Source organism: Pseudonocardia sp. HH130630-07, from assembly GCF_001698125.1.
Lineage (GTDB): Bacteria > Actinomycetota > Actinomycetes > Mycobacteriales > Pseudonocardiaceae > Pseudonocardia.
In genome coordinates this window covers 1,370,266-1,392,626 of sequence record NZ_CP013854.1, presented here as the reverse complement: position 1 = coordinate 1,392,626, position 22,361 = coordinate 1,370,266, and the positions used below count along the sequence as shown (strand labels likewise).

Sequence of the window (22,361 nt, the reverse complement as noted above, 5' to 3'; positions counted from 1 at the left end):
CCCGGTCCACGTGTCGCGGGGAGGACGATCTGCCCGTGTGGGGCAGCGCGTCGTCCCGGTCGGGCCGGTCACGTACGGCTGCCCGTGCCCGGTGTGGTCCGTAGGCTGGGGGCATGTCCGCTTCTGCGAAGCAGGTCCTGCTCGCCAAGCCGCGCGGTTACTGCGCGGGCGTCGACCGCGCCGTCGAGGCGGTGGAGCAGGCGCTCGACCAGTACGGCGCCCCCGTCTACGTCCGCAAGGAGATCGTGCACAACAAGCACGTCGTGGAGACGCTGCGCGACCGCGGTGCGATCTTCGTCGAGGAGGCCTCCGAGGTCCCCGAGGGTGCGCACGTGGTGTTCTCCGCGCACGGTGTCTCGCCCGCGGTGCGCGCGGAGGCGAAGGGGCGCGACCTGAAGACGATCGACGCGACCTGCCCCCTGGTGACCAAGGTGCACCAGGAGGCCAAGCGGTTCGCCCGCGAGGACTACGACATCCTGCTCGTCGGCCACGCCGGGCACGAGGAGGTCGAGGGCACCTCGGGCGAGGCGCCCGAGCACATCCAGCTCGTCGAGTCCGCCGCCGACGTCGACAAGGTCACGGTCCGGGACCCGGAACGGGTCGTGTGGCTGTCCCAGACCACGCTGAGCGTGGACGAGACGATGGAGACCGTGCGCGCGCTGCGGGAGAAGTTCCCCAAGCTGCAGAACCCGCCGTCGGACGACATCTGCTACGCCACCCAGAACCGCCAGGTCGCGGTGAAGACGATGGCCCCGCGCTGCGACCTGGTCCTCGTCGTCGGGTCGCGCAACTCGTCGAACTCGGTGCGCCTCGTCGAGGTCGCGCTCGGCGCGGGTGCCGGTGCCTCGTACCTGATCGACTACGCCAAGGAGATCGACGAGTCCTGGCTCGACGGCGTGCAGACGGTCGGCGTCACCAGCGGTGCGTCCGTGCCCGAGGTGCTGGTGCGCGGCGTCGTCGACCATCTCGCGGAGCGCGGCTTCGGCTCCGTCGAGGAGGTCGACACGGCGGAGGAGACGCTGGTGTTCTCGCTGCCCCGGGAGCTGCGCCCGCCGCGCCAGCCGGCCACCCGCTGACCCGGGCCACCACGCACGAGCGCCCCCGGACCGATCGGTCCGGGGGCGCTGTCGTGAGCGTCGGGATCAGGCCGGGGGCGCGTTCCGGGCCTCGGTGACCTGCTTGGCCGAGACGACCTGGACCTGGTCGCCGATCTGCAGGTAGTTGAACCACGCCATGGCGTTGTCCTTGGTCAGCCGGACGCAACCGGCAGACGGGGTGTCGGTGCGCCCCTCGTGGAAGGCGATCCCGCCGTCCTGGAAGAAGACCGACCAGGGCATCGGGGCGGGCTCACCGTTGGTGGCGGTGTACTCGTTGCTGCGGTGCAGCTCCTCCTTGCGGTACACCCGCAGGGAGTGGCCGATCGGGGTCTCCTTGCCGGGACCACCGGTCGCGACCGGGACCGGGCCGTTGACGATCTTGCCGGCGTCGAACAGCCAGGTCTGCTTGGAGTCGAGGTCGACGCAGGCCCGGGCGGTCACGGTGCACGGGGTGCCCGGGACCAGCGCCTGCTCCTGGAAGGACTGCGCGGCCGGGGTCGGGGTCGCGGCGAGAGCCGTTCCGACGCCGAGCAGGGCGACCGCCGCGGTCACGAGTGCGACGAGGACCGCGGGCCGCGGGGAACGGGTCGTGCGGGTGGTGGACATCGATCTCCAGTCGTGCGGCAGGCGTCGGGGAGCGTCGAGAACGCATCCGCCCTCGGTTCCTAGGACGCGCGGGTGGGACCGGGGTTGCCTTGATTCTGCGATGCGATCGCCCGTTCGGAGTGACCGGGGTACTCCGGACCGCTCACCAGGCACGACGCCGCCCGCCTCGGCGGGGCCGTACCGGGTGCGGACCCGGTTCCGCGCCGCTCACGGGGAACGGCGCCGCGACCGCGACGACGGATCCCGCGGCGACGACCCGGCGCGCCCGCCGCGGGGCTCGGCGGGACCCCGCACCCCCGGCGGCAGCCCGCCGGAACGGCTCGCCCCACCGGAACGCTCGGAGCCGTCCCCGGCACGCCCGGACCGGCTCCGGCCGGGAGCATCCGGACCCCGGGCACCGCGCCGCGGCTCCGGACCGCCGGTGCGCGCCCCGGAGGCTCCGGTGCGCCCTCCGGCCGGCTCCGGGCCACGCCCGCGGGACGACTCCGTGCCGGTGGGACGCGCGGTGGATCCCCGGCTGCCCCGGCGCGGGCCGTCCGGCTCGTGGCCGCCGGGATCACGGCCCAGCCGGACCCGGAGCCGCCCCATGGCGTCCCCGGGGCCGAGACGCTGGCGCCACAACCGCAGCGCGGCGACGAGCAGCACGGCGCCCGTGGTCACGGCCATCGCCGGGAAGGCGTTGATGAGCGGTGCCCCCGCCATGAGGACGCTCTGCGCCGTGCCCCCGCCGGACGGTGCCCCGACGAGCAGCGCCAGCAGCGGCACCACCACGGCGAGCAGCAGTGGCGGCTGCACGGCCGGCAGGAAGATTCCGCGCCGCCGCACCCAGCACACCGCGACCAGGCACCCGACCAGGTAGCCGATCTCGAAGATCACGCCGACGGTGCCGATCCGGAGCAGGTCGACGGCGACCCCCAGCGCGGTGGTGCCGACGGCGAGACCGATCGCGGCCACCGGGGGGATGCCCAGCACCGGCCGGATCACCGACCGCTCGCGGACCGGCCAGCCGCCCCGCGCGGGACGGGTGGGCTTCGCGGAGGACCCGCCGCCGGGCCGCCGGGCCGAGCTCGTGCGGGTCGTCACCCGGTCAGCCTAACTCCTCGCGCCGGGCCGATCCGGGCCCGTCGACCGGCGTGCGGCCGCCGTCGCCGGGCGGGACGTCAGCCGCGACCGGCGACGGTGCCCACTCGTGCTCGCCCCGCCCGCCGTCGGTCCGGACCGCCCACGACCGTGGCGACCGGTCCGCCTGCTCGCCACCGCGCCCGAGGTCCTCCAGCGACACCAGCGCCTCGCCGGCCGAGGCCACCAGCTCCGGCGCGGACACCCCGCGCGGGGTCCGGTCGACCGTGGACAGTGCGTCGAGCTCGGTGTCGGTGACCTGCAGCTCGGTGAACTTGCGGGCGGTCACGAGCACCCGCGCCTCCAGTGAGGACACCGTGCGGTTGTAGCTCTCGACCACCGAGTCCAGGCTGCGCCCGAGCCGGGCGACGTGGGTGCCCATGGTCGCGAGCCTGCCGTGCAGCTCCCGGCCGAGCCGGTGCACCTGCGCGGCGTTGCGGGCCAGTGCCTCCTGCCGCCAGCCGTAGGCGACCGTGCGCAGCAGCGCGACCAGCGTGGTGGGGGTGGCCAGCACGACGTTGCGGCCGAACGCGTGCTCCAGCAGGCCCGGATCGGCCTTCAGTGCCGCCTCCAGGAACGGATCGCCGGGGACGAACAGCACGACGAACTCCGGTGTCGGCTCGAACGCCTCCCAGTACGCCTTCGCCGACAGCTGGTCGACGTGCGCCCGCAGCTGCCGGGCGTGCGCCTCCAGCTTCGTGGCGTGCACGTCCGGATCGGTGGTCTCGACCGCCTCCAGGTAGGCCGCAAACGGGACCTTGGCGTCGACCACGACCTGCTTGCCCCCGGCGAGGCGCACCAGCATGTCCGGCCGGACCCCGCCCTCCTCACCCTCCGCGGACACCTGGGTGGAGAAGTCGCAGTGCTCCACCATCCCGGCCATCTCCGCGACCCGCTGCAGCTGCATCTCGCCCCAGCGGCCGCGGACCTGCGGCGCGCGCAGTGCGTTGACCAGCGCCTTCGTCTCGGAGCCCAGCTTCTCGGAGTTCGCGGCCATCGCCCGCACCTGCTCACGCAACCCGGCGTAGGCCGACTCGCGCTCCTTCTCCACCGTGCGCAGCTGGCCCTCCATCCGGCCCAGTGCCGTCGCCAGCGGGTCGAGCAGCTGCTCGACGGCCCTGGCCCGGGCCGTCTCGTCGCCCTGGGCCTTCGCCGACAGCTCGGCGGTCGCCTCCTTCAACCGGCGCTCGGCCAGCGCGACGAACGCCTCGTTGTTGCGGGCCAGCGCGTCCTGCGAGAGCGCGGCGAAGGAGTCCCGCAGCCCGGACTCGGCCGCCGTGCGTGCCTCCCGCTCCGCGTTCAGCGCCGCAGCGGCCCCCGCGGCGTCGGACTCGGCGCGCCGGGCCCTGGCCGTGGCGTCCTCCAGGGACTCGTGGAGCTCCTCGATCCGTTCCAGCAGGCCGGTGCGCTCGGCGCGCAGGCCCGCGGCATCGGCCCGGCCGGTCGCGGCCGTGTTGGCGGCGGACCTGGCCGCCTCCGCGGACTCGGCCCGGAACCGGGCGACGGCGATCAGCCAGGTGACGGCGGCGGCGATCACGGCACCGAGCAGGGTCCCGGCGAGCAGGCTGAGGGCATCCACGTCACGCAGCGTGCACCCCACCCCTGACAGAACCGGTGAATCGGCAGGTCGTGGGCGTGTTCGCCGGACGATGTTTGCCGGGCGACGTCGTCGGGGACGGTCGGCGGGCCCACGGGGTTGCCCCGGCGAGTCGAAGGACACGCCGGGCGAACCGTTTCGTGGTACGCCCGTCTCATCTCGTGACAGCGCGTTCCGGGAATCCCGGAGCCGCCATCGCGAGGATCGAGAGAGGTACACATCGTGAACACCCGACTCGCCCGCACCATGGGCCGCCTCACCGCGACCACCGCCGCGGCCGTCGCCGCCACCGCGGCCGTCCTGATCCCGGCCGGCGTGGCGCACGCCGACCCGGTGGACGACGGGGCGCCGAGCGCCTGCAACCCGGTGCACGTGAACGCCGTCGTGGAGCCGGCACCGGCCAGCTCCGGGCACCGGCACTACTCCGTCGTGCTCAGCGCGGCGCCCGGGACCGCCGACTGCACCGTCCAGGGATCGCCGTCGGACCTGGTGTTCAGCCTGAACGGCGCACCCCGGGCGATCGACGTGCAGCCCTACGGCGACCAGACCCGCCCGGTCGTGTTCGGCCCGGCGCACCCCGTGCGGTTCGACGTCCAGGTCCCGACGTCGGCCGGCCCGGCCCAGGCGAACGAGACCGCGTTCGCCCTGCACTCACCGCTGGGTGAGAGCTCCGGTGACTACGTCGCGCACGGCCCGATCGAGGTCGACGCCGGCACCCGGGTCGGGCCGTTCACCGAGCGGTGACCCGCTGCGCCGTCACGGCGCACCGAACCGCCGCGCCGACCGCGGCGCGGCGCGGGCCCCGTCCGGGAGCCCGCACCACATCCGGCCACGACCGGGGCGGGGGGACACCGCCCGGGCACGGCCGGCCGGACAGTCGTCCGGACCATCGAGGGGAATCACGCATGCGCACGATCACCCGTACCGTCGTCACGCTCGCCGCGGCCGCCACGGTGGCCCTCGCGCCGCTCGGCGTCGCGAACGCGGCCACCCCGGCCGGCCCGCCGCCGGCACCGACCGCGTGCGCGCCGGAGAACGTCCGCACGACCGTCACCCCGGGTGTCTCGCCCGGGGAGTACACCAGCTACACGTTCCGGATGACCGCGGCGCCCGGCACCGCGCCGTGCGCGCTGAACGGCTGGCCGCACCCGGTCACGGCCTCGCACCAGGGCGTTCCGGTCGAGGTGCCCTACGCCGGTCCGGCCGACGGCTCCGCGAGCCCGGTCGAGTTCGGGCCCGGCTCGCCGGTCGCGTTCGACGTCCGGGTCGAGCAGTCCGCCGAGCCGCTGGTCGCGGCGGACACGGTCGAGTTCACCGCGTCCAGCACGCTCGAGCAGATCCCCGGCCGTTTCGTGGCGACCGGTGACTTCGCCGTCGGCGAGAACATGTCGGTGACCGCGGTCTACGCGTCGCGGTGACACCCGCCTGACCGCCCACCCGACGGTGGCGCGCCGTGCGACGGGCACGGTGCGCCACCGTCGGCGTGTCCGGGCCGTTCAGGACAGCCGCAGGTCGGCCGACTCGTGGTCGAGCAGCCAGCGCTTGACCGGCAGGCCCCAGCGGAAGCCACCGAGCGAGCCGTCGGTGCGCAGCACCCGGTGGCACGGGACGAACAGGGCCGCGGCGTTGTGCGCGCACGCCCCGGCCGCGGCCCGCACGGCCGCCGGACGGCCGGTCTTCTCCGCGTAGCCGGTGTAGGTGACCGGGGCGCCGGCCGGGACGGTGCGGAGCACGTCCCAGGCGTGCTCGCGGTACTCCCCGGACCGCTGCCGGACCCGCACCGCGTCGATCGCGGACAGGTCGCCGGCGTGGTAGCGGTCGATCGCCTCGCCGACCGGGCCGAGATCGCCGTCCACCACCTCGGTGGGGGCCAGCGACTCGTGGATCAGCGGCAGCAGGTCCTCGGCCGAGGCGGTCCAGCCGGAGGCGAGTACGTACCCCTCGGCGTCGACGACGGCGGTGAACGGTCCGGCAGGGGTGTCCCTGGTGCCCCGGACGGCGGTGGCGGTGCCCATGTGTTCCTCCCGGTGACGGGTGCGGCGGGCGTCGCGGCCCGCCAGAGACGGGTGGCGACGTAGGACCGCCACGGGGCCCAGGCCCGGCCGCGCCCCGCGAGGGCGTCCGGGGTGTCGGGCAGGCCGAGCGCCGCGGTCCCGCGGCGGACGGCGAGATCGGACTCCAGCAGTTCGTCGGGGTCGCCGAGGACCCGCATGGCCAGGTAGCCGGCGCTCCACGGCCCGATCCCGGGCAGCGCCTGCAGCTCCGAGCGCAGTGCGCCGGGATCGCGCCCCGGGTCCAGCACGACCGCGCCGGACGCGAGCGCGGCGCACAGCGCGCGCAGCGACTCCGCCCGCCGGGCCGGACCGGGCGGGTGCACCCCGGCGAGCACGTCCGCGGTGGGGAAGAGCAGGTCGGGGGCGTCCTCCCGGTCGCCGCGCAGCGCCGGGGGCAGCACGGTCCCGTGCTCGGCGGCCAGCCGGGACGCCGCCGTGCGGGCCGCGGCCACCGAGACCTGCTGGCCGAGCACCGTGCGGACGGCGGTCTCCACCGGATCGGCCGACCCGGCCAGCCGGACCCCGGGCGTCGCCGCGACGAGCGGGGCGAGGACCGGGTCGGCGGCCAGCGCGGCGTCGACGGCCTGCGGGTCGGCGTCGAGGTCGAGCAGCCGGCGCAGCCGGGACACCGCCGGTCCGACGTCGCGCGGATCGGTCGTGCGCAGCGTCGCCAGCACCGCCCCCGGCCGCGCCGTCAGGTCCAGGACGACCGACGCCGGCCCGTGCGGCAGCAGCAGCGTGCGCCGGTAGGTCCCGCCGTCGACGAGCTCCACCCGGTCGATCGCGCGGGCCGCGAGATGGTCCAGCAGCCCCCGCGGGTCGAACGGCGTCCGGTACGGCAGCCGCAGGGTGATCGCGCCGGGGGTGCCGGGGGAGTACCCGCGCCGGCGGGTCGCCTCGGTGCGCAGCCGCGACGGCGGCACCCCGTACACCGACCGGACCGTGTCGTTGAACTGCCGCACGCTGCCGAACCCGGCGGCGAACGCGACGTCGGCGAGCCCCAGCGGCGTCGTCTCCACCAGGACGCGTGCGGTGCGCGCGCTGGGCCCTGGCGAGGGCCAGCGGACCGGCGCCGAGCTCGGCGGTGAGGATCCGGCCCAGCTGACGCGGTGAGTAGCCCAGCCGGGCGGCGAGGCCCGGAACACCCTCCCGCTCGACGACGCCGTCGGAGATCAGCCGCATCGCGCGCCCGGCCGCGTCGGCCCGCAGGTTCCACTCCGGGGACCCGGGGACGGCGTCGGGCAGGCAGCGCCGGCAGGCGCGGTAGCCGGCCGACTGGGCGGCCGCCGCGGTGCGCAGGAACTCGACGTTGCGGGCCCGGGGCGGGGGCACCGGGCAGGACGGCCGGCAGTAGATGCCGGTGGTGCGCACCGCCGTGACGAACTGGCCGTCGAACCGCGCGTCCTTGGCGGCGACGGCGCGGTAGCAGGTGTCGTGGTCGAGTAGCACGACACCGACTCTGCCACCGCCCGCGACCGCTGACTCGCGGGAATCGGTCGCGGGTCTCGGCGGTCGCGTGCGTCAGCCGTTGCTGCAGGCGTCCCCGGAGATCCAGCCGTTCTCGCAGGCGAAGTCGATCTGCTCCTGGCGCTCCTCCGGGCTGTCCGGGGCGCCGCGCGGCGGCATGCCGCCCTCGCCGTCGGGGTCGTTGTCGGAGTCGTCGTCCGGGGCCGGGGCGGGGGCCGGCGGCTCGACGGGCGCCGGGGCCGGCGCCTCGACCGGCGCCTCGTCCACCGCTTCCGGGGCGGTGCCGCCGGAGGAGCCGGTGCCGGCGGACCCGGACGACCCCGTGGCACCGGATCCCGCCGCGCCGCCCGGCTCCGGGTCGACGCTCGCGACGGGTGCCGGGGCCGGGAGCGGTGGCGGCGGGACCGCGGCGGGCGGCGGCGTGGAGGTGGCCGGTGCGGGGACCAGCGCGGGTGCCTGCTCGCCGGTGGCCGTCAGCGACACGGCGGAGACCGTCCCGGCGGTCGCGAGCACGGCCACCCCCACGGTCAGCACGGCGTGCATTCCCGGCAGGCGCATGAATCCCCCTCGTTCTCGACGGCCGCGGTTGTCACCCCACCGGGGGCGTCGGGCCCCCGGAGGACGATGTTCCGGCCGATCCGGCGAACGGTGGGTCACGGCCAGGTATGCGGCGCAGTGTCCCGTACGCCTCTCGGCCCAACGACGGCGACGTTCCGTAGTTATTCGCACTAGAGTGTCGCCAATGTGACGGGGTGGCGTACGGGATCATGGACGGCGCCGGAACGAACGAGGAGGCGATCATCGCGACGGATGCCGTCGAGACCGGTCCCGGTGGGCGCCGGGCCGGCCGGGCGACCCGGGTGCGCACCAGGATCGTCGGCTGGGTCCTGCTGCTCGTGCTCGCGTCGCTGAGCGTGGTCACGATCGTGACCTGGGTGCTGCTGATCAACGAGACGGACCGCCGGATCGACGAGGCGCTGGGCTCGGAGACCGCGGAGTTCGCCCGGGTGAGCGTGAGCGGGATCAACCCGACGACGGGGCGGCCGTACGGCTCGGTCGACGAGATCCTGCGGTCGGTGATCGCGGCGAACGTCGCGCGGCCCAACGAGAAGTTCATCGGCTACCTCAACGGCGAGTTCCGCTGGGAGACCCGCCGGACGAGCCCGCGGGTACTGCTGCGCGAGGATCCGGAGTTCCAGGCGCTGGTCGCCGACGTCCGGCGTCCGACGACCGGGTCCTACCTCAGTGACGCCGGTGAGGTCCGCTGGTCGGCGCTGCCGGTCGGGATGGCGGGTGACCCGGACACCGGCGTCATCATGATCGGCTACTTCACCGAGCAGGAGCACGAGTTCGCGCACGAGGCCCTGCGGCTGATGATGCTGGTGGGGCTCGGCACGGCGTTGCTCAGCGCGGTCGGGGCGTGGCTGGTCGCGGGCCGGATCCTGCGTCCGCTGCGCGACGTCGCGACCATCGCCCGGACGATCACCGGAACCGACATGTCCCGGCGGGTCCCGCACCGGGCCCCGGCCCGGGACGAGATCGCCGAGCTGGCCGGGACGCTGAACGCGATGCTCGACCGCGTGCAGTCGGGCGTGCAGGCCCAGCGCCGGTTCGTCGACGACGCCGGGCACGAGCTGCGGACCCCGATCACGATCGTGCGCGGGCATCTCGGCGTCGTCGACCCGGCGGACCCCGAGGACGTCACCGACACCGTCGCCCTGGTCGACGACGAGCTGGAACGGATGAACCGGCTGGTCTCGGAGATGCTCGCGCTGACCCGCGCCGAGCAGCCGTCACTGCTGCGCCCGGAGACGGTCGACGTCGCCGGGCTGACCAGGGACCTGTTCGACAAGCTGACCGGCCTCGGCGACCGGGACTGGCAGCTGCAGGCGGTCGCCGACGTCCGGGTCCGGATGGACCCGCACCGCATCACCCAGGCCGTCGTCGCGCTGGCGGACAACGCGACCCGCTTCACCGGCACCGGCGACCGGATCGCGCTCGGCTCGGCCGCGGTGGCCGGCCGGTTGCGGATCTGGGTCTCCGACGACGGGCCCGGCGTCGCACCGGAGGACCGGCACCGGGTGTTCCGCCGCTTCGCCAGGGGTGCGAACGCCCCCCGGTCCGACGGCGCGGGGCTGGGCCTGTCGATCGTCGAGGCCATCGCGACCACGCACGGCGGCCGGGTGCTGCTCGACAGCACGCCCGGCCGGGGCGCGACGTTCACCCTGGAACTGCCGAGGAGCGAGACGTGACCGACCGGATCCTGGTCGCCGAGGACGAACCGCGGATCGCCTCGTTCGTCAAGAAGGGGCTGAGCGGTGCCGGGTTCCACGTGACCGTCGTCCCGGACGGGCCAGGGGTCCGCGACCACGCGCTGACCGGCGGCTTCGACCTGCTCGTGCTCGACATCGGGCTGCCCGGCATGGACGGGTTCGACGTGCTCCGCAGGCTCCGTGCCTCCGGCAGCACCATCCCGGTGATCATCCTGACCGCGCGGGACAGCGTGCACGACACGGTCGCCGGGCTGACCGGCGGCGCCGACGACTACATGGCCAAGCCGTTCCAGTTCGAGGAGCTGCTCGCCAGGGTCCGGCTCCGGCTGGACCGCGCGCGCCCGTCGCCGTCGCCGGAGCTGCTGGCCCACCGGGGTCTCGAACTCGATCCCCGCACCCGGCACGTGACCCTCGACGGGCGCACCGTGGAGCTGTCGGCGCGGGAGTTCGCGCTGGCCGAGACGTTCCTGCGGCACCCGGGGCAGGTGCTGTCCCGGGAGCAGCTGCTGCGGCTGGTCTGGGGGCCGGACGCGGGGTCGTCGTCGAACGTCGTCGACGTCTACGTCCGGTACCTGCGCCGCAAGCTCGGGCCGGACCGGATCGCCACCGTCCGCGGGGCGGGCTACCGGCTCGAACCCGGCTGACCGGCGGCGACTACCGTGGTCGCCCGTGTCCCTCACCCTCGGCATCGTCGGGCTGCCCAACGTCGGCAAGTCGACCCTGTTCAACGCGCTGACCCGCAACGACGTGCTCGCGGCGAACTACCCGTTCGCGACGATCGAGCCGAACGTCGGCGTCGTGCCGCTGCCGGACCCCCGGCTGGACAAGCTGGCGGAGATCTTCTCCTCGGACAAGATCCTGCCGGCGACGGTGTCGTTCGTCGACATCGCCGGCATCGTCAAGGGCGCGTCCGAGGGCGCCGGCCTGGGCAACAAGTTCCTCGCCAACATCCGCGAGTCGGACGCGATCTGCCAGGTCGTGCGGGTGTTCGACGACCCGGACGTCATCCACGTCGACGGCCGGATCGACGCCGGGGGCGACATCGAGACGATCGCCACCGAGCTGGTGCTGGCCGACCTGCAGACGCTGGAGAAGGCGCTCCCGCGGCTGGAGAAGGAGGCCCGCACCCAGAAGGACCGGCGCCCGGTGCTCGACGCCGCCCAGGCCGCGATGGGGATCCTCAACGACGGCCGGACCCTGTTCCAGGCCGGTGCGGACACCACCCTGCTGCGCGAGCTGACCCTGCTCACGACCAAGCCGTTCCTCTACGTGTTCAACGCCGACGAGGGAGTCCTGGGTGACGACGCCCGCCGCAAGGAGCTGACCAACCTGGTCGCCCCGGCGCAGGCCGTGTTCCTGGACGCGAAGGTCGAGAGCGAACTGCTGGAGCTGGACGACGAGTCCGCCGCGGAGCTGCTGGAGTCGATCGGCCAGGACGAGCCGGGCCTGTCCCAGCTCGCCCGCGCCGGGTTCACCACCCTCGGCCTGCAGACCTACCTCACCGCGGGCCCGAAGGAGTCCCGGGCCTGGACGATCCCGCAGGGCGCGAGCGCGCCGCAGGCGGCCGGGGTCATCCACACCGACTTCGAGCGGGGCTTCATCAAGGCCGAGATCGTGTCCTACGATGACCTCGTCGCCGCCGGGACGATGAACGCGGCCAAGGCGGCCGGGAAGGTGCGGATGGAGGGAAAGGACTACGTCATGCAGGACGGGGACGTGGTCGAGTTCCGCTTCAACGTCTGATCGGTCCCGTTCCCCTGCCCGGCGCGTTACGGCTCCGGGGCACTCGTCACCGGTTCGTCAGCAGCGCGGCGTGGGCCGCTCCGCGTGGTCATCCGGCGAACGCCTGTCGGTGACCGCAGCTCGCCCGGGCCGGGGTGGTCGTACCAGGTGGTCGGATCCGGCCCTCGTACCCAGTCTTGATGAGCGGGCGGGCACGGATGAAACCGAACGCACATCGGACGCGAGACGGAGGGTGTGACCACCGCATCGCGCCACCTCCAGTCGAGCCGCCCCCTACGTGGCCTCTCCTCCGACGTTCTCCCCGGCCGCTGCACCGACCGCCGGGTGTGGTGCTGAGATGGGGAAGCGAGCCAACATCGCTCGGACCCGCTACGCCGCGGAGGCTTCGGAGCGGGAGCTGAGGAGACAGACCGAACTCGCGGAGCGGCTGGAGCGGACTCGGCGGCAGGGTCTCTCGGCGCAGGAGCGGGAGGCCGAGGACGCGGCGATGGCCGAGGCACAGGCGGTGAAGGCGGCTCAGGCCCAGCAGAGTGCCGTGACGATGTGGAAGCTGTTCGCGGCGATCCTCGGCACGGTCATCGCCGGGTCGATCGCCGGAGCCTGGGGGGTCCTGATCCTCTGGGCGCTGATGGTCGTCGGCCGGCTCCTGCGGAAGCGCCAGACGGAACGTGTCGCGGCCCAGCAGAGGGCCGAGGAACAGGCGGCCGAGGCGGCGAGGCTGCAGGACGAGGAAGCCAGGCGTGCTCAGCTGCAGCATCACGTCACGATGTTGTGCCGGGCCGACCCGACGTTCGTCGGCCTGATCGACGAGTGGAACCGGATTCCTCCGACTCGCGCCGCCGACAAGGCTCGCAACGAGTCGGCTCAGGCCGAGCGCCTCGTCATCATCGACCAGTTCGCGCAGCAGTTCGCCGAGTACGAGCGCACAGGCCGGCCGGTCCCCGATCATGGTACGACCATGCGTGAGCTCGTCGAGGCCGAGCGGGCATGGGACGCGCAGGGACGGCACCGCCCGCGGTAGGTGCGGATGGTCCCCGGGCAGGCCGACATGGTCGACGAGTCGACGGGCGTAGCGTCGACCCCCGGCTCGCAATGCCTGCATCATGGGTGATGCAGCTATGATGCCGGTGTGCGTACCACCGTCGACCTGCCCCCGGCCGTGCACCGGCAGGCCAAGGAGATCGCGCAGCGCCGTGGTCTGTCGCTCTCGGCCGTGGTCGCGGAGCTCGCAGCGCGGGGTCTGATCCAGCTCGGTGAACCGGCGACGATCGGTGTCGACGAGCGATCGGGCTTCCCCGTGGTCAGCGTGGGGCGCCGGGTCTCGGCGAAGGACGTTGCGACAGTGCTGGACGAGGAGTGACGACCTACCTCCTCGACGCGAACGTGCTGATCGCGCTCACCGTCGCCGAACACGAACACCATGACCGTGCCTCGTCGTGGGCGTCGGGGATCGAGCGCTTCGCGGTGTGCCCTGTGGTCGAGGGTGCACTGGTCCGATTCCTGGTCCGGACCGGTGAACCCCCGTCGGTCGCGACGGCCGTGCTGCGGGCGGTCCGTGCGCTCCCGGGGTGCGAGTTCTGGCCCGACTCGCTGTCCTACGTCGACGCCGGCCTCGACCACGTCCGTGGGCACCGGCAGGTGACCGACGCCTACCTCGCGAGTCTGGCGGGTAGCCGCCCCGGCTCGCTGCTGGCCACGCTCGACGAAGGACTGGCGCGGGAGGTGCCCGAGCTGACCGTGCTCGTGCCGTGCTCCCGGCCCGTGCCACCACAGCGGAGCTGACGTCGTCCGGCGGCTTTCCCCCGGGGGGCGGAACTCAGCCACCGAACTCCACGTCCTGCGCGAGCGCGACCCGGCCGGAGTAGTTGACCGTCGACGTCATCCGCCGCATGTAGCCCTTCCACGCGTCGGACCCGCACTCCCGGCCGCCGCCGGTCTCCTTCTCCCCACCGAAGGCCCCGCCGATCTCGGCGCCGGAGGTCCCCGCGTTCACGTTGACGATGCCGCAGTCGGCCCCCTCGGCGGACAGGAACCGCTCCGCCTCGGCCTGGTCGCGGGTGAAGATCCCCGAGGACAGCCCCTGGGGTACGTCGTTGTGCAGCGCGATCGCCTCGTCGAGATCGCGGTAGCGGAGCACGGTGAGCAGCGGTCCGAAGGTCTCCTCGCGGACGACCGCGGTCTGGGCCGGCATGGTCACGAGCGCCGGCTCCAGGTAGTGCGCGTCGGGGGCGGCGTCCTGCAGCCGCCGGGTCCCGCCGCTCACGAGCGTGCCGCCGTCGGCCAGGCTCCGCGCGATCGCGTCGTGCACCCGCTCCTCGCTCGTCCCGTCGATCAGCGGCCCGACCAGGGTGCCCTGGGCGAACGGGTCCCCGATCGGCAGCTGGGCGAAGCGTGCGGCGATGCCGTCGACGACCGCGTCGGCCACGTCCTCGTGCACGATCAGCCGGCGCAGCGTCGTGCACCGCTGGCCCGCGGTGCCGGCCGCGGCGAAGGTCGCGGCCTCGACCGCCAGGTCGAGATCGGCGGACGGGGTGACGACCGCCGCGTTGTTACCGCCCAGCTCGAGGATCGTGCGCCCGAAACGGGCCGCGACCCGCGGGGCGACGAGCCGCCCCATCGCGGTCGACCCGGTGGCGCTGACCAGGGGGATGCGCACGTCGTCCACCAGCGCTCGGCCGGTCTCCGCACCGCCGAGGACGACCTGGACCAGACCCGCCGGCGCACCGACGTCGTCCGCGGCGCGCGCGAGCAGGGCACAGGACGCGAGTGCGGTCAGCGGGGTGCGCTCGGACGGCTTCCAGACGACCGGGTCGCCGCAGACGAGGGCGAGCGCGGTGTTCCACGCCCACACCGCGACCGGGAAGTTGAACGCGGTGATCACGGCGACCGGGCCGAGCGGCTGCCAGGTCTCGCTGAGCCGGTGCCCGGGTCGCTCGGACGCCATCGTGCGGCCGTGCAGCTGCCGGGAGAGGCCGACGGCGAGGTCACAGACGTCGATCATCTCCTGGACCTCGCCGTCGGACTCCGACGGGATCTTCCCGGCCTCCAGGGTCACCAGCGCACCGAGATCGGCACGATGGGTGTTCAGCAGTTCACCGAGCCGCTTGACGAGCCGGCCGCGAACCGGCGCGGGCGTCGCGCGCCAGGTCGCGAACACCTCGGCCGCGTGGGTGACGGCCGGGCCGGGTGCGGGCAGCCGGGTGGCGTCGACCGTCGCGATCGCGCCGCCGGTGATCGGGGTGCGCACGGCGTGCCCGCCCCCCGGCGTCGTCCGCAGTGCCGCATCCACTCCGCAGGCGTCCAGCGCGGCTGCGGCCCGGGCGGCCAGATCGTCGGTCGTGGTGATGGTCGGGCTACTCATGTCGTCTCCTCCGACGTCGTGGTGGACGGTGCGGCTCCGCGACCGGCCCGGTAGCCGAGGACGTCCCCGGCGACGACCAGGGCGGTGAGCAGGAAGATCTCGGCGACCACCATCCAGAACAGCAGGGCGGCGTCCGGCGCCCACCGCCACATGACGGGCAGGCCGATGCCCACCAGCGCGGGCAGGCCGGCCAGCCCGGCGACCAGCACTCCGCCACCGAGCACGGTGCTCGTGCCGATGCGGACGCACGTCCCGGGCAGGCCGCGCGCCCGCGGCCCGCCGGCGAGCCTCAGCACCGCCAGCGTCACGGCGGCGACGAGTCCGAACACCAGCGTCAGCAGGGCCCCGAGCACGAGGTACCCGGTCGAGCGGCTGCCGGCCGGGAACCATCCGGGATCCGGCCGGTCGAGCACGTCGGCGAGGAGCCCGCGCCCGGCCTGGGCCAGTACGTCCGCCTCCAGCTCGCCGTAGCGGTTGACCAGGGCGACGACGGCGCTGCCGGTTCCCGGGACGAGCCCGAGGAACGTGTAGTAGCCCGGTACCGCACCGGAGTGCCACCAGACCACCTGGTCGCCGAACTCCTCCCGGTACAACCCCGGGCCGTACTCCTTGCCCTGGTCGGTGCGCACGGTGGCCGGGGCCCGTGCGGTGAGCTCGGTCAACAGCCCCCTGGCGTGGCCGCCGAGGTCGGAGATCGAGCCGGCCAGGTAGCCGTAGCCGAGCCCGGCACCGTCGAGGCGGAGCGCGATGGGCCGGGCGTCGCCGAAGAAGGGCACGAACCCGGGCGGAACGCGCCGATCGAACTCGCCCGGACCGGTGATCGCCGACCCGGCGTCCGCGGGGTCCAGCACCTCGCTGCGGAGGGTCTCCGCGTAGGGCCGCTCGGTGACGGTCTCGACGACCGCCTGCAGCACGAGGTAGTTGAAGCTCGCGTACTGGAAGGGGCCCGGTGCGGTGGCGTCGCCGGGCCGTTCCAGCGATCCGACGACCTCGGTCGCCGGTGCCGTCCGGCCCCACTCGTCGGTGCGGCTGACGTCGTGCGGCAGCCCGCTGGTGTGATGGACGAGATCGGTCACCGTCACCGGCTGTCCGCCCAGCAGCCCCGCCGAGCCGGGCACCAGTTCCTGCACGGTCGTGTCCCAGGCCAGCGCGCCGCGCCGGACGAGGTCCCCGGTGACCGCGGCGGCCGTCGACTTGGAGACCGAACCCCACACGAACGGCGTGTCGGCGGTGACGGCGGCGCCCCGGCCGTCGACGCCGGTGACCGCGGTCTGCGTCGTCCCGCCCGGGCCGATCACGCTGATCGCCGCACCCGGTGCGTCCACCGTGCGTGCCAGGTCGTCGACGGTCGCCTGCAGCCCCTCGGGGGGTTGCGCGCCGGCGACCGCTCCGATCGCGCCGATCCCGGCGGTCAGCACGACCGCGAGCAGCGCGGCGAGTGCCCGGCGGGCCGCCGTGCCCGCCGGGCGGTGCCGGACCCGGTGCCACGTCCCGCGACGGCCACGGCTCATCGCAGGACGCGCTCGCTCCCGGCCTGCGGGTCCTCGGCCCGCAGCCGGGGCCAGCCCCGTTCGCCGAGCAGCCGCAGGCCCGCGGGGAGCAACACCCCGCGGACCAGCGTGGCGTCCAGCGCGATCGCGACGGCGAGGCCCACTCCCAGCTGCTTCATCTCCGGCGTCGGCAGCAACGTGAACAACGCGAAGATGACCACCATGACCGCCGCCGCCGCGCTCACCGGCGGTGCGGAACGGACGACGCCGTGCCGGATCGCGTCGGCGATCCCGGCTCCGTCGACGAGTGCCTCCCGCACCCGGGTCAGGATGAACACGTGGTAGTCCATGGAGAGTCCGAACAGGATCGCCAGGATCATCACCGGTAGCAGCGTCACCACCGGACCGACGAACGCCTCGCCGAACAGCGGGCTGCCCCAGCCGAACTGGAACAGCAGGACGAGGACGCCGTAGGAGGCGAGCACCGACAGCAGGTTGAGCACCACCGACAGGACGGCGAGCGGTGCGCTGGCGAAGGCCACGAACATCAGCAGGAACGACACCACCACGACGATCCCCAGGACCACCCACAGATCCCCCGACATGGCCGCGGAGATGTCGGCGCTCACGGCGGTCTCGCCGGCGACCAGGACCCGGTCCCCGCCCGGGACGGCCGGAACGATCCGGTCCCGCAGCTCGGTCAGGCTGCCGACGGCCTCGTCGGAGTCGATCGAGGGTGCCTCGGTGCCGATCTCGACCCGGGCGACCGAGCCGTCCGCCGAGATCTCCACGTCCCTGACCTGGTCGTCGAAACCGGGGGACCGGGCGGCGTCGGCGGCGATGCGCTGCAGGGCCGCGACGCCGGCGCCCTGGTCCCCGTCCAGCGCGACGACCGCGGTGTGGCTGACGCCGTACAGGGGGTAGTCGGCGGCGATCCGGTCCAGCGTGATCAGCGTGTCGAACGTCCGGGGCATGCTGTCGGTCCCCGGCAGCTGCATCCGCATGACCGAGACCGGGGCGGCCAGCGCGCCGAGCACGACGAGACCGACGAGGAACGCCGGCAGCGGGCGCTGCACGACGGTCCGCGTCGACCGGGCCCAGAACCCGTCGTGCCCCGCGCCCGGCCGCTTGCCGAACAGCTGCTTCACGATCCGCTTCCCGCCGATCCGCAGCAGCGCGGGCAGCAGCGTGACCGACGCGAGCAGCGCGGCGACGACCACGAGGATGATGCCGAGGGCCAGCGAGTGGAAGATCGGCGACTCGGTCAGGAACACCGCCGCGACCGAGACGGCCGTGACCACACCGGCGACCACCACCGACCGCACGGTCGCCGACACGGCGGTCAGCGAGGCCGCCTCCACGTCGCCGGTGCGGTCGAACTCCTCACGGGTCCGGCGCACGAAGAACAGCGAGTAGTCCACCCCCAGCGCGAGTCCCATCAGCAGGATCACGCTGGGCTGGTTGGCCTCGGCCGCGACCGCGTACGACGTCGGCCCGCTCCACAGGAACGCCAGGATGACGACCATGAGGCCGGTCATCAGCGGGACCGCGGCCGCCACGACCCCGGCGAACACGATGAACAGCACGACCGCGGTGATCGGCAGGCTGAGGATCTCCAGGAGCAGCAGCCGCTCACCGTAGGAGGTGGTCACGTCGGCCTGCACGGAGATCGGGCCGGTCGCCGAGATCCCGGTCCCGGGGTTCGCCGCGGCGACCTCGGCCATGACCGCCTGCATCCCCTGCACCCGCTCGGCGGGGGAGGCCTGCTGCTCGGTCAGCAACACCTGCACGACCCGGGAACCGCCGGACTCCGCGGTCAACGTCTCCTCGACGCGCTCGACCGACGGCGCTCCGCCGAGCGCACCGGCCAGGCTCTGCGCGACCTGGGCCGACCGTTCACCCGAGCCTGCGTCGACCAGCACGCTCTCGGTCCGGGACCCGGCGAAGTCGGTCGTGGTCTCGATCTGCTCGGCCGCGCCGGACTCCCGGACGAATCCCTGTGCGGGATCCATCCCGTTGACCCCGCCGACGAGATACACCGTCGCCGAGAGCACCAGCGCCACCAGCCACGCCGCGATCACGGTGAGGCGATGTCGATAGCTCCACCGGGCGACGGCTGCCATGGCGTCCAGGACAGCGGTCATGTCGTTCCTCCAGTCCTGTTCGCGCCCGTCACCGACGGGCTCGTGCCGTCGAGGCGTTGGTCCACCCACTCCGAGAGCCGACGGACGGTCAGCCGGTCCATGACCTCGTGCAGCGCCGGCCGGACGCCGAACTCCCGGGAGATGCCGTTGATGAGCCGGGCGGCCAGCAGGGAGTGGCCGCCCAGCGCGAAGAAGTGATGGTCGATGCCGATGTCGTCCAGGCCGAGCAGGCGGCGCCAGAGCCCGTGCATCCGGGTCTCGGTCCCGGTCCGGGGGGCCACCGTCTCCGCCCCGTCGGTCGCGAAGTCCGAGGTCCTGGGGGCCGGTAGCCGTGCCGTGTCGAGCTTCTCGCCCTCCGAGACCGGGACCTCGGTGAGCTGGACGAGGGCAGCCGGTACGGCGTGCCGGGGCAGCCGCCCGTACAGCTCGACCCACACGGCACTCCGGTCCACGGGCTCGTCGCCACGGGTCGCGAAGTAGGCGATCAGCACATCGGAATCGGTACCGGACAGCGCCGCATGGCACCACCGGACCCGCCGGTCGGCGAGCACCGCGCGTTCGACCTCGCCCAGCTCCAGCCGGTACCCGCGCAGCTGCACCTGGCTGTCGGTCCGTCCGAGACAGGTCAGCCGGCCCCGGTCGTCGACCTCGACGAGGTCGCCGGTGCGGTAGGACCGCCGCCCGTCGCCGTCCGGGTCCGGGACGAACGCCGCCGCGGTCGCGCGGGCGTCGCCGAGATAGCCGTGCGCGAGCTGGTCGCCACCGACGTACAGCTCACCGGTCCCGGAGATCTCGACGGTGACCCCGGGCAGCGCCGGGCCGATGGACACGTCGGGGCGCCGCAGGTCCGCCTCGTCCAGCGGGCCGCCGGTGCAGGAGACCGTCGCCTCGGTGGGCCCGTACCAGTTGTCCAGCCGGCATCCGGCCAGCGACGGCGCGGCCATGGCGTCGGCGAGCCGCCGGCCGTCGGCGGCCTCACCGCCGACGAGGAGGCGCCTCAGGTGCAGCCCGCCGCCGACCGACGCGTCGTGCGCGGCGAGCTGGTACGCGGCGGACGGGGTCGTCGACAGGACCGTGGCCCGTGACCCGCGCAGCCGGTCGTGCAGCCGTGCGGGGTCCGCGGCGACGTCCTCCGGGATCAGCACCGAGCTCGCCCCGGCCAGCAGCGCGGCGTAGATCTCCCACACCGACAGGTCGAACGCCGCCGACGACCGGGCGGCCACCACGTCCCGCGGGGCGAGGTCGATCACGGCGGGTGCGGCGTCGAGGAAGGCCGCCACGGCCCGGTGACCGACCACGACGAACTTCGGGGTGCCCGAGGTGCCCGACGTCGCCAGCACGTAGGCGGGATCCAGCTCGTGCCGCGGCCCGCCGGCCGCGGGGGCGGCTCCGTCGAGCGCGGTGACCACGGGGACGTCCACACCCTCGGCGACCGCCTGTCCGGCCCGGCCCGCCGTCGCGGCCGGCGGGTCCACCCGCCAGGCGACCGCCGCCGCGGGACGCAGGACGTCGAGCATCCGGCGCTCGACCGGGTCCGGTGTGTTGAACGGGATCACCGCGTAGGCGCCGCCCGTGCGCAGGACCCCGAGCAGCACCGGCAGCAGCCACCCGTCGCGCCTGCCCTTCACCGCGACGGTGGTGCCGCGACCCACCCCGCAGGCTCGCAGCCGTTCGGCGACGGTCCCGCTCCGGTGCGTCAGCGTCGCCACGTCGAGGTCACCGTCGGCACAGTGCTGCACCGTGCGGTCGCCGAAGCGCGCGGCGAGCCCCTCCAGCAGCATCCCGTCGAGCGTGCGTGGCGCGTGGGCCCGTTCCCGGACGGGCACGGGGTGCACCGTCACGGCCGGCCCCCGGTGGCCCGCAGGGCGCTGTCCACCACGTCGAACGAGCGGGTCAGCTCCTCCTCGGTCACGAGCAGCGACGGCCGCCAGCGCAGCGAGCGGGTACCGCACGGCAGCAGCACGCAGCTCCCCTCGTCCAGCGCCCACGCCGCGACAGCGTCCCGCAGGGCGGGTGTGGCGACCGACACCGCCCCCCACAGGCCGCGGGACCGCGGGGCGGACAGGAGCCGGCCGGATCCCGCCACCAGCCGGTCCAGGCCCGCGCGCAGCACCGGGCCGGTGCGGTCCGCCCGTTCGACGAGCCCGTCGCGCTCGATCTCGCCGAAGAGCAACGAGAACCGCACCATGTCGACGAGGGATCCACCCCAGGTCGAGCTGATCCGGCTCGGCGTGACGAACGCGTTCGTCCGCAGCTCGCAGACCCGGCGTCCGCCCATCACCCCGCACACCTGCAGCCGCTTGCCGAACGCCACGAGGTCCGGTTGCAGGCCCAGCGCCTCGTGCGCCCACCGGCGCCCGACCAGCCCGCCGCCGGTCTGCACCTCGTCGGCGACCGTGAGCACCTCGTGCCGCACGCAGAGCGCCTCGACGGCACGCAGGAACCGGCCGCTGAGGTGCCGGTCCCCGCCCTCGCCCTGGATGGGTTCGTAGACGAAGCAGGCGATGCGGTGGCCGTCGGCGGCGAGGATCCGCGTCACCTCCTCCACGGCCGCGACCTCCTCGGCGGTCAGCTCGTCGCCGTCCGGGTCCGGGCCGCCGTCCTCCCCGCGGGCCGGCGCCGCCACCCGCGGCCAGTCGAAGACGGGATAGCCGCGGGTCTTGGCCGGATCCGTGTTCGTCAGCGACAGGGTGTAGCCGCTGCGGCCGTGGAACGCCCGACGCAGGTGCAGCACGGTCAGTTCGGCGGGATCGGTGACGTCGGCGACCTGCCCCTTCCAGTCGAAGGCCACCTTGAGCGCGTTCTCCACGGCCAGCGCGCCACCGTCGATCGCGAACAGGTGGGTCATCGCGTCCGGCATCATCACCCGCCGGAAGTCGGTGACGAACGTGTCGAGCACCGAGGTGGCGAAGTCCGGGTTGGACGGTTTCGTCCGTGCCGCCGCCCCGAGCGCGCGGTCGGCGGCCGGAGTGCGGACCGCGGCCGGGTTGTGGCCGATCGGGGCGGAGGAGAAGAACATGCCCATGTCGAGGACCGGGCCGCCCCGGACGTCGTCCCAGAGGTGCGAGCCCGAGGAACGCTCCAGGTCGACGAGCAGCGGGAGGAAGTCGCCGACGAGCCCGTTACGGACCCGGTCGATCGTCCCGGCGGGCCGCGGGCCCGAGTTCACGGCGGTCATGCCACCCCCAGCGCGCGGCGCAGGGAGAGCGGCCGGATGTCGGTCCAGACCTCGCCGATGTGGTCCAGGCAGTGGTCGCGGTCCCCGACGACGCCGATCTCGGTCCAGCCCTGCGGCGCCGGCCGGTCGGCCGGCCAGATCGAGTACTGCTCCTCCTCGTTGCGGACCACCGTCCACGACTCCGTCCCGGAACCGTTCTCCTGCTGTGCTGACATGCGTCCTGCCCCCTTGA

20 protein-coding genes and 1 pseudogene are annotated in these 22,361 nt (G+C 74.2%); 9 read left to right on the top strand and 12 right to left on the bottom strand.

Annotation, left to right across the window (positions count from 1 at the left end; all coding sequences use genetic code 11):
* Window positions 1-113 precede the first annotated feature (113 nt).
* Window positions 114-1,076 (top strand): 4-hydroxy-3-methylbut-2-enyl diphosphate reductase, encoded by a 963-nt coding sequence (locus AFB00_RS06595; RefSeq protein WP_068796498.1) that lies wholly within the window; start codon window positions 114-116, stop codon window positions 1,074-1,076.
* Between the two features lie 66 nt (window positions 1,077-1,142).
* Here AFB00_RS06595 and AFB00_RS06590 read toward each other — a convergent pair whose 3' ends face one another.
* The 3 genes from AFB00_RS06590 to AFB00_RS06580 form a co-directional block, all read right to left on the bottom strand.
* Window positions 1,143-1,703, bottom strand: a complete 561-nt coding sequence (locus AFB00_RS06590) for a L,D-transpeptidase (RefSeq protein ID WP_068796497.1) — start codon at window positions 1,701-1,703, stop codon at window positions 1,143-1,145.
* 207 nt (window positions 1,704-1,910) lie between these two features.
* Window positions 1,911-2,786: a DUF6542 domain-containing protein gene (locus tag AFB00_RS06585; protein WP_156819416.1), complete on the bottom strand. Its 876-nt coding sequence runs from the start codon at window positions 2,784-2,786 to the stop codon at window positions 1,911-1,913.
* A 4-nt stretch (window positions 2,787-2,790) separates the two neighbouring features.
* Window positions 2,791-4,401, bottom strand: coding sequence for a DNA recombination protein RmuC (locus tag AFB00_RS06580; protein ID WP_231974254.1), 1,611 nt, complete (start codon window positions 4,399-4,401; stop codon window positions 2,791-2,793).
* 240 nt (window positions 4,402-4,641) lie between these two features.
* Here AFB00_RS06580 and AFB00_RS06575 point away from each other — a divergent pair, with 240 nt between their 5' ends.
* Together AFB00_RS06575 and AFB00_RS06570 are read left to right on the top strand one after the other, a co-directional pair.
* Complete coding sequence (locus AFB00_RS06575) at window positions 4,642-5,163, top strand: hypothetical protein (protein WP_083275319.1); 522 nt, start codon at window positions 4,642-4,644, stop codon at window positions 5,161-5,163.
* Between the two features lie 161 nt (window positions 5,164-5,324).
* Window positions 5,325-5,837 carry a hypothetical protein gene (locus tag AFB00_RS06570; RefSeq protein ID WP_068796494.1) on the top strand — a complete coding sequence of 171 codons (513 nt, stop codon included), beginning with the start codon at window positions 5,325-5,327 and terminating at the stop codon, window positions 5,835-5,837.
* 78 nt (window positions 5,838-5,915) lie between these two features.
* Here the strand turns inward: AFB00_RS06570 and AFB00_RS06565 are convergent, their stop codons facing one another.
* The 3 genes and pseudogenes from AFB00_RS06565 to AFB00_RS06560 form a co-directional block, all read right to left on the bottom strand.
* On the bottom strand, window positions 5,916-6,434 hold the full coding sequence (locus AFB00_RS06565) for a methylated-DNA--[protein]-cysteine S-methyltransferase (RefSeq protein ID WP_068796493.1): 519 nt from the start codon (window positions 6,432-6,434) through the stop codon (window positions 5,916-5,918).
* Between the two features lie 29 nt (window positions 6,435-6,463).
* Window positions 6,464-7,922: pseudogene (locus AFB00_RS31480) on the bottom strand (AlkA N-terminal domain-containing protein); the annotation flags it as partial.
* Window positions 7,923-7,994: 72 nt separating this feature from the next.
* On the bottom strand, window positions 7,995-8,498 hold the full coding sequence (locus tag AFB00_RS06560; protein WP_156819415.1) for a hypothetical protein: 504 nt from the start codon (window positions 8,496-8,498) through the stop codon (window positions 7,995-7,997).
* Window positions 8,499-8,692: 194 nt separating this feature from the next.
* Between AFB00_RS06560 and AFB00_RS06555 the strand changes: the two genes are divergently transcribed.
* The 6 genes from AFB00_RS06555 to AFB00_RS06530 all read left to right on the top strand — a co-directional run bounded on the left by AFB00_RS06555 (window position 8,693) and on the right by AFB00_RS06530 (window position 13,738).
* Window positions 8,693-10,192 (top strand): sensor histidine kinase, encoded by a 1,500-nt coding sequence (locus AFB00_RS06555; RefSeq protein WP_231974253.1) that lies wholly within the window; start codon window positions 8,693-8,695, stop codon window positions 10,190-10,192.
* Complete coding sequence (locus AFB00_RS06550; protein WP_068796491.1) at window positions 10,189-10,857, top strand: response regulator transcription factor; 669 nt, start codon at window positions 10,189-10,191, stop codon at window positions 10,855-10,857. Before AFB00_RS06555 ends, AFB00_RS06550 begins: the two co-directional genes overlap by 4 nt.
* 25 nt (window positions 10,858-10,882) lie before the next feature.
* Complete coding sequence (gene ychF, locus AFB00_RS06545; protein WP_068796490.1) at window positions 10,883-11,956, top strand: redox-regulated ATPase YchF; 1,074 nt, start codon at window positions 10,883-10,885, stop codon at window positions 11,954-11,956.
* A 337-nt stretch (window positions 11,957-12,293) separates the two neighbouring features.
* A complete protein-coding gene (locus tag AFB00_RS06540) occupies window positions 12,294-12,977 on the top strand; it encodes a hypothetical protein (RefSeq protein WP_068796489.1) in 684 nt (227 codons plus the stop codon).
* Between the two features lie 108 nt (window positions 12,978-13,085).
* Window positions 13,086-13,316, top strand: a complete 231-nt coding sequence (locus AFB00_RS06535) for a hypothetical protein (protein WP_068796488.1) — start codon at window positions 13,086-13,088, stop codon at window positions 13,314-13,316.
* Window positions 13,313-13,738, top strand: coding sequence for a TA system VapC family ribonuclease toxin (locus tag AFB00_RS06530; protein WP_068796487.1), 426 nt, complete (start codon window positions 13,313-13,315; stop codon window positions 13,736-13,738). The genes AFB00_RS06535 and AFB00_RS06530 overlap by 4 nt, the downstream gene beginning before the upstream one ends.
* Window positions 13,739-13,772: 34 nt before the next feature.
* Here AFB00_RS06530 and amaB read toward each other — a convergent pair whose 3' ends face one another.
* The 6 genes from amaB to AFB00_RS06500 are packed head-to-tail and all read right to left on the bottom strand — an operon-like array spanning window position 13,773 to window position 22,344.
* Complete coding sequence (amaB, locus tag AFB00_RS06525; RefSeq protein WP_068796486.1) at window positions 13,773-15,317, bottom strand: L-piperidine-6-carboxylate dehydrogenase; 1,545 nt, start codon at window positions 15,315-15,317, stop codon at window positions 13,773-13,775.
* Entirely contained in the window at window positions 15,314-16,828 is a 1,515-nt protein-coding gene (locus AFB00_RS06520) for a serine hydrolase domain-containing protein (RefSeq protein WP_068796485.1), read from the bottom strand. Before AFB00_RS06520 ends, amaB begins: the two co-directional genes overlap by 4 nt.
* Window positions 16,825-18,951, bottom strand: coding sequence for an MMPL family transporter (locus tag AFB00_RS06515; RefSeq protein WP_068796484.1), 2,127 nt, complete (start codon window positions 18,949-18,951; stop codon window positions 16,825-16,827). Before AFB00_RS06515 ends, AFB00_RS06520 begins: the two co-directional genes overlap by 4 nt.
* Window positions 18,948-20,777: a non-ribosomal peptide synthetase gene (locus AFB00_RS06510; protein WP_156819414.1), complete on the bottom strand. Its 1,830-nt coding sequence runs from the start codon at window positions 20,775-20,777 to the stop codon at window positions 18,948-18,950. Before AFB00_RS06510 ends, AFB00_RS06515 begins: the two co-directional genes overlap by 4 nt.
* An 11-nt stretch (window positions 20,778-20,788) precedes the next feature.
* Complete coding sequence (locus tag AFB00_RS06505; protein WP_068796482.1) at window positions 20,789-22,129, bottom strand: aminotransferase class III-fold pyridoxal phosphate-dependent enzyme; 1,341 nt, start codon at window positions 22,127-22,129, stop codon at window positions 20,789-20,791.
* The gene (locus tag AFB00_RS06500; protein WP_068796481.1) at window positions 22,126-22,344 is read right to left on the bottom strand and encodes an MbtH family protein; all 219 of its coding nucleotides are present in this window, start codon (window positions 22,342-22,344) and stop codon (window positions 22,126-22,128) included. The genes AFB00_RS06505 and AFB00_RS06500 overlap by 4 nt, the downstream gene beginning before the upstream one ends.
* Window positions 22,345-22,361: the final 17 nt, after the last annotated feature.

Bases quoted from the DNA above. Each gene is read 5' to 3' on its own strand.
- AFB00_RS06595 (WP_068796498.1), top strand. From the start codon at position 114: ATGTCCGCTTCTGCGAAGCAGGTCCTGCTCGCCAAGCCGCGCGGTTAC.
- AFB00_RS06590 (WP_068796497.1), bottom strand. From the start codon at position 1,703: ATGTCCACCACCCGCACGACCCGTTCCCCGCGGCCCGCGGTCCTCGTC.
- AFB00_RS06570 (WP_068796494.1), top strand. From the start codon at position 5,325: ATGCGCACGATCACCCGTACCGTCGTCACGCTCGCCGCGGCCGCCACG.
- AFB00_RS06565 (WP_068796493.1), bottom strand. From the start codon at position 6,434: ATGGGCACCGCCACCGCCGTCCGGGGCACCAGGGACACCCCTGCCGGA.
- AFB00_RS06560 (WP_156819415.1), bottom strand. From the start codon at position 8,498: ATGCGCCTGCCGGGAATGCACGCCGTGCTGACCGTGGGGGTGGCCGTG.
- AFB00_RS06540 (WP_068796489.1), top strand. From the start codon at position 12,294: ATGGGGAAGCGAGCCAACATCGCTCGGACCCGCTACGCCGCGGAGGCT.
- amaB (WP_068796486.1), bottom strand. From the start codon at position 15,317: ATGAGTAGCCCGACCATCACCACGACCGACGATCTGGCCGCCCGGGCC.
- AFB00_RS06520 (WP_068796485.1), bottom strand. From the start codon at position 16,828: ATGAGCCGTGGCCGTCGCGGGACGTGGCACCGGGTCCGGCACCGCCCG.
- AFB00_RS06515 (WP_068796484.1), bottom strand. From the start codon at position 18,951: ATGACCGCTGTCCTGGACGCCATGGCAGCCGTCGCCCGGTGGAGCTAT.
- AFB00_RS06505 (WP_068796482.1), bottom strand. From the start codon at position 22,129: ATGACCGCCGTGAACTCGGGCCCGCGGCCCGCCGGGACGATCGACCGG.
- AFB00_RS06500 (WP_068796481.1), bottom strand. From the start codon at position 22,344: ATGTCAGCACAGCAGGAGAACGGTTCCGGGACGGAGTCGTGGACGGTG.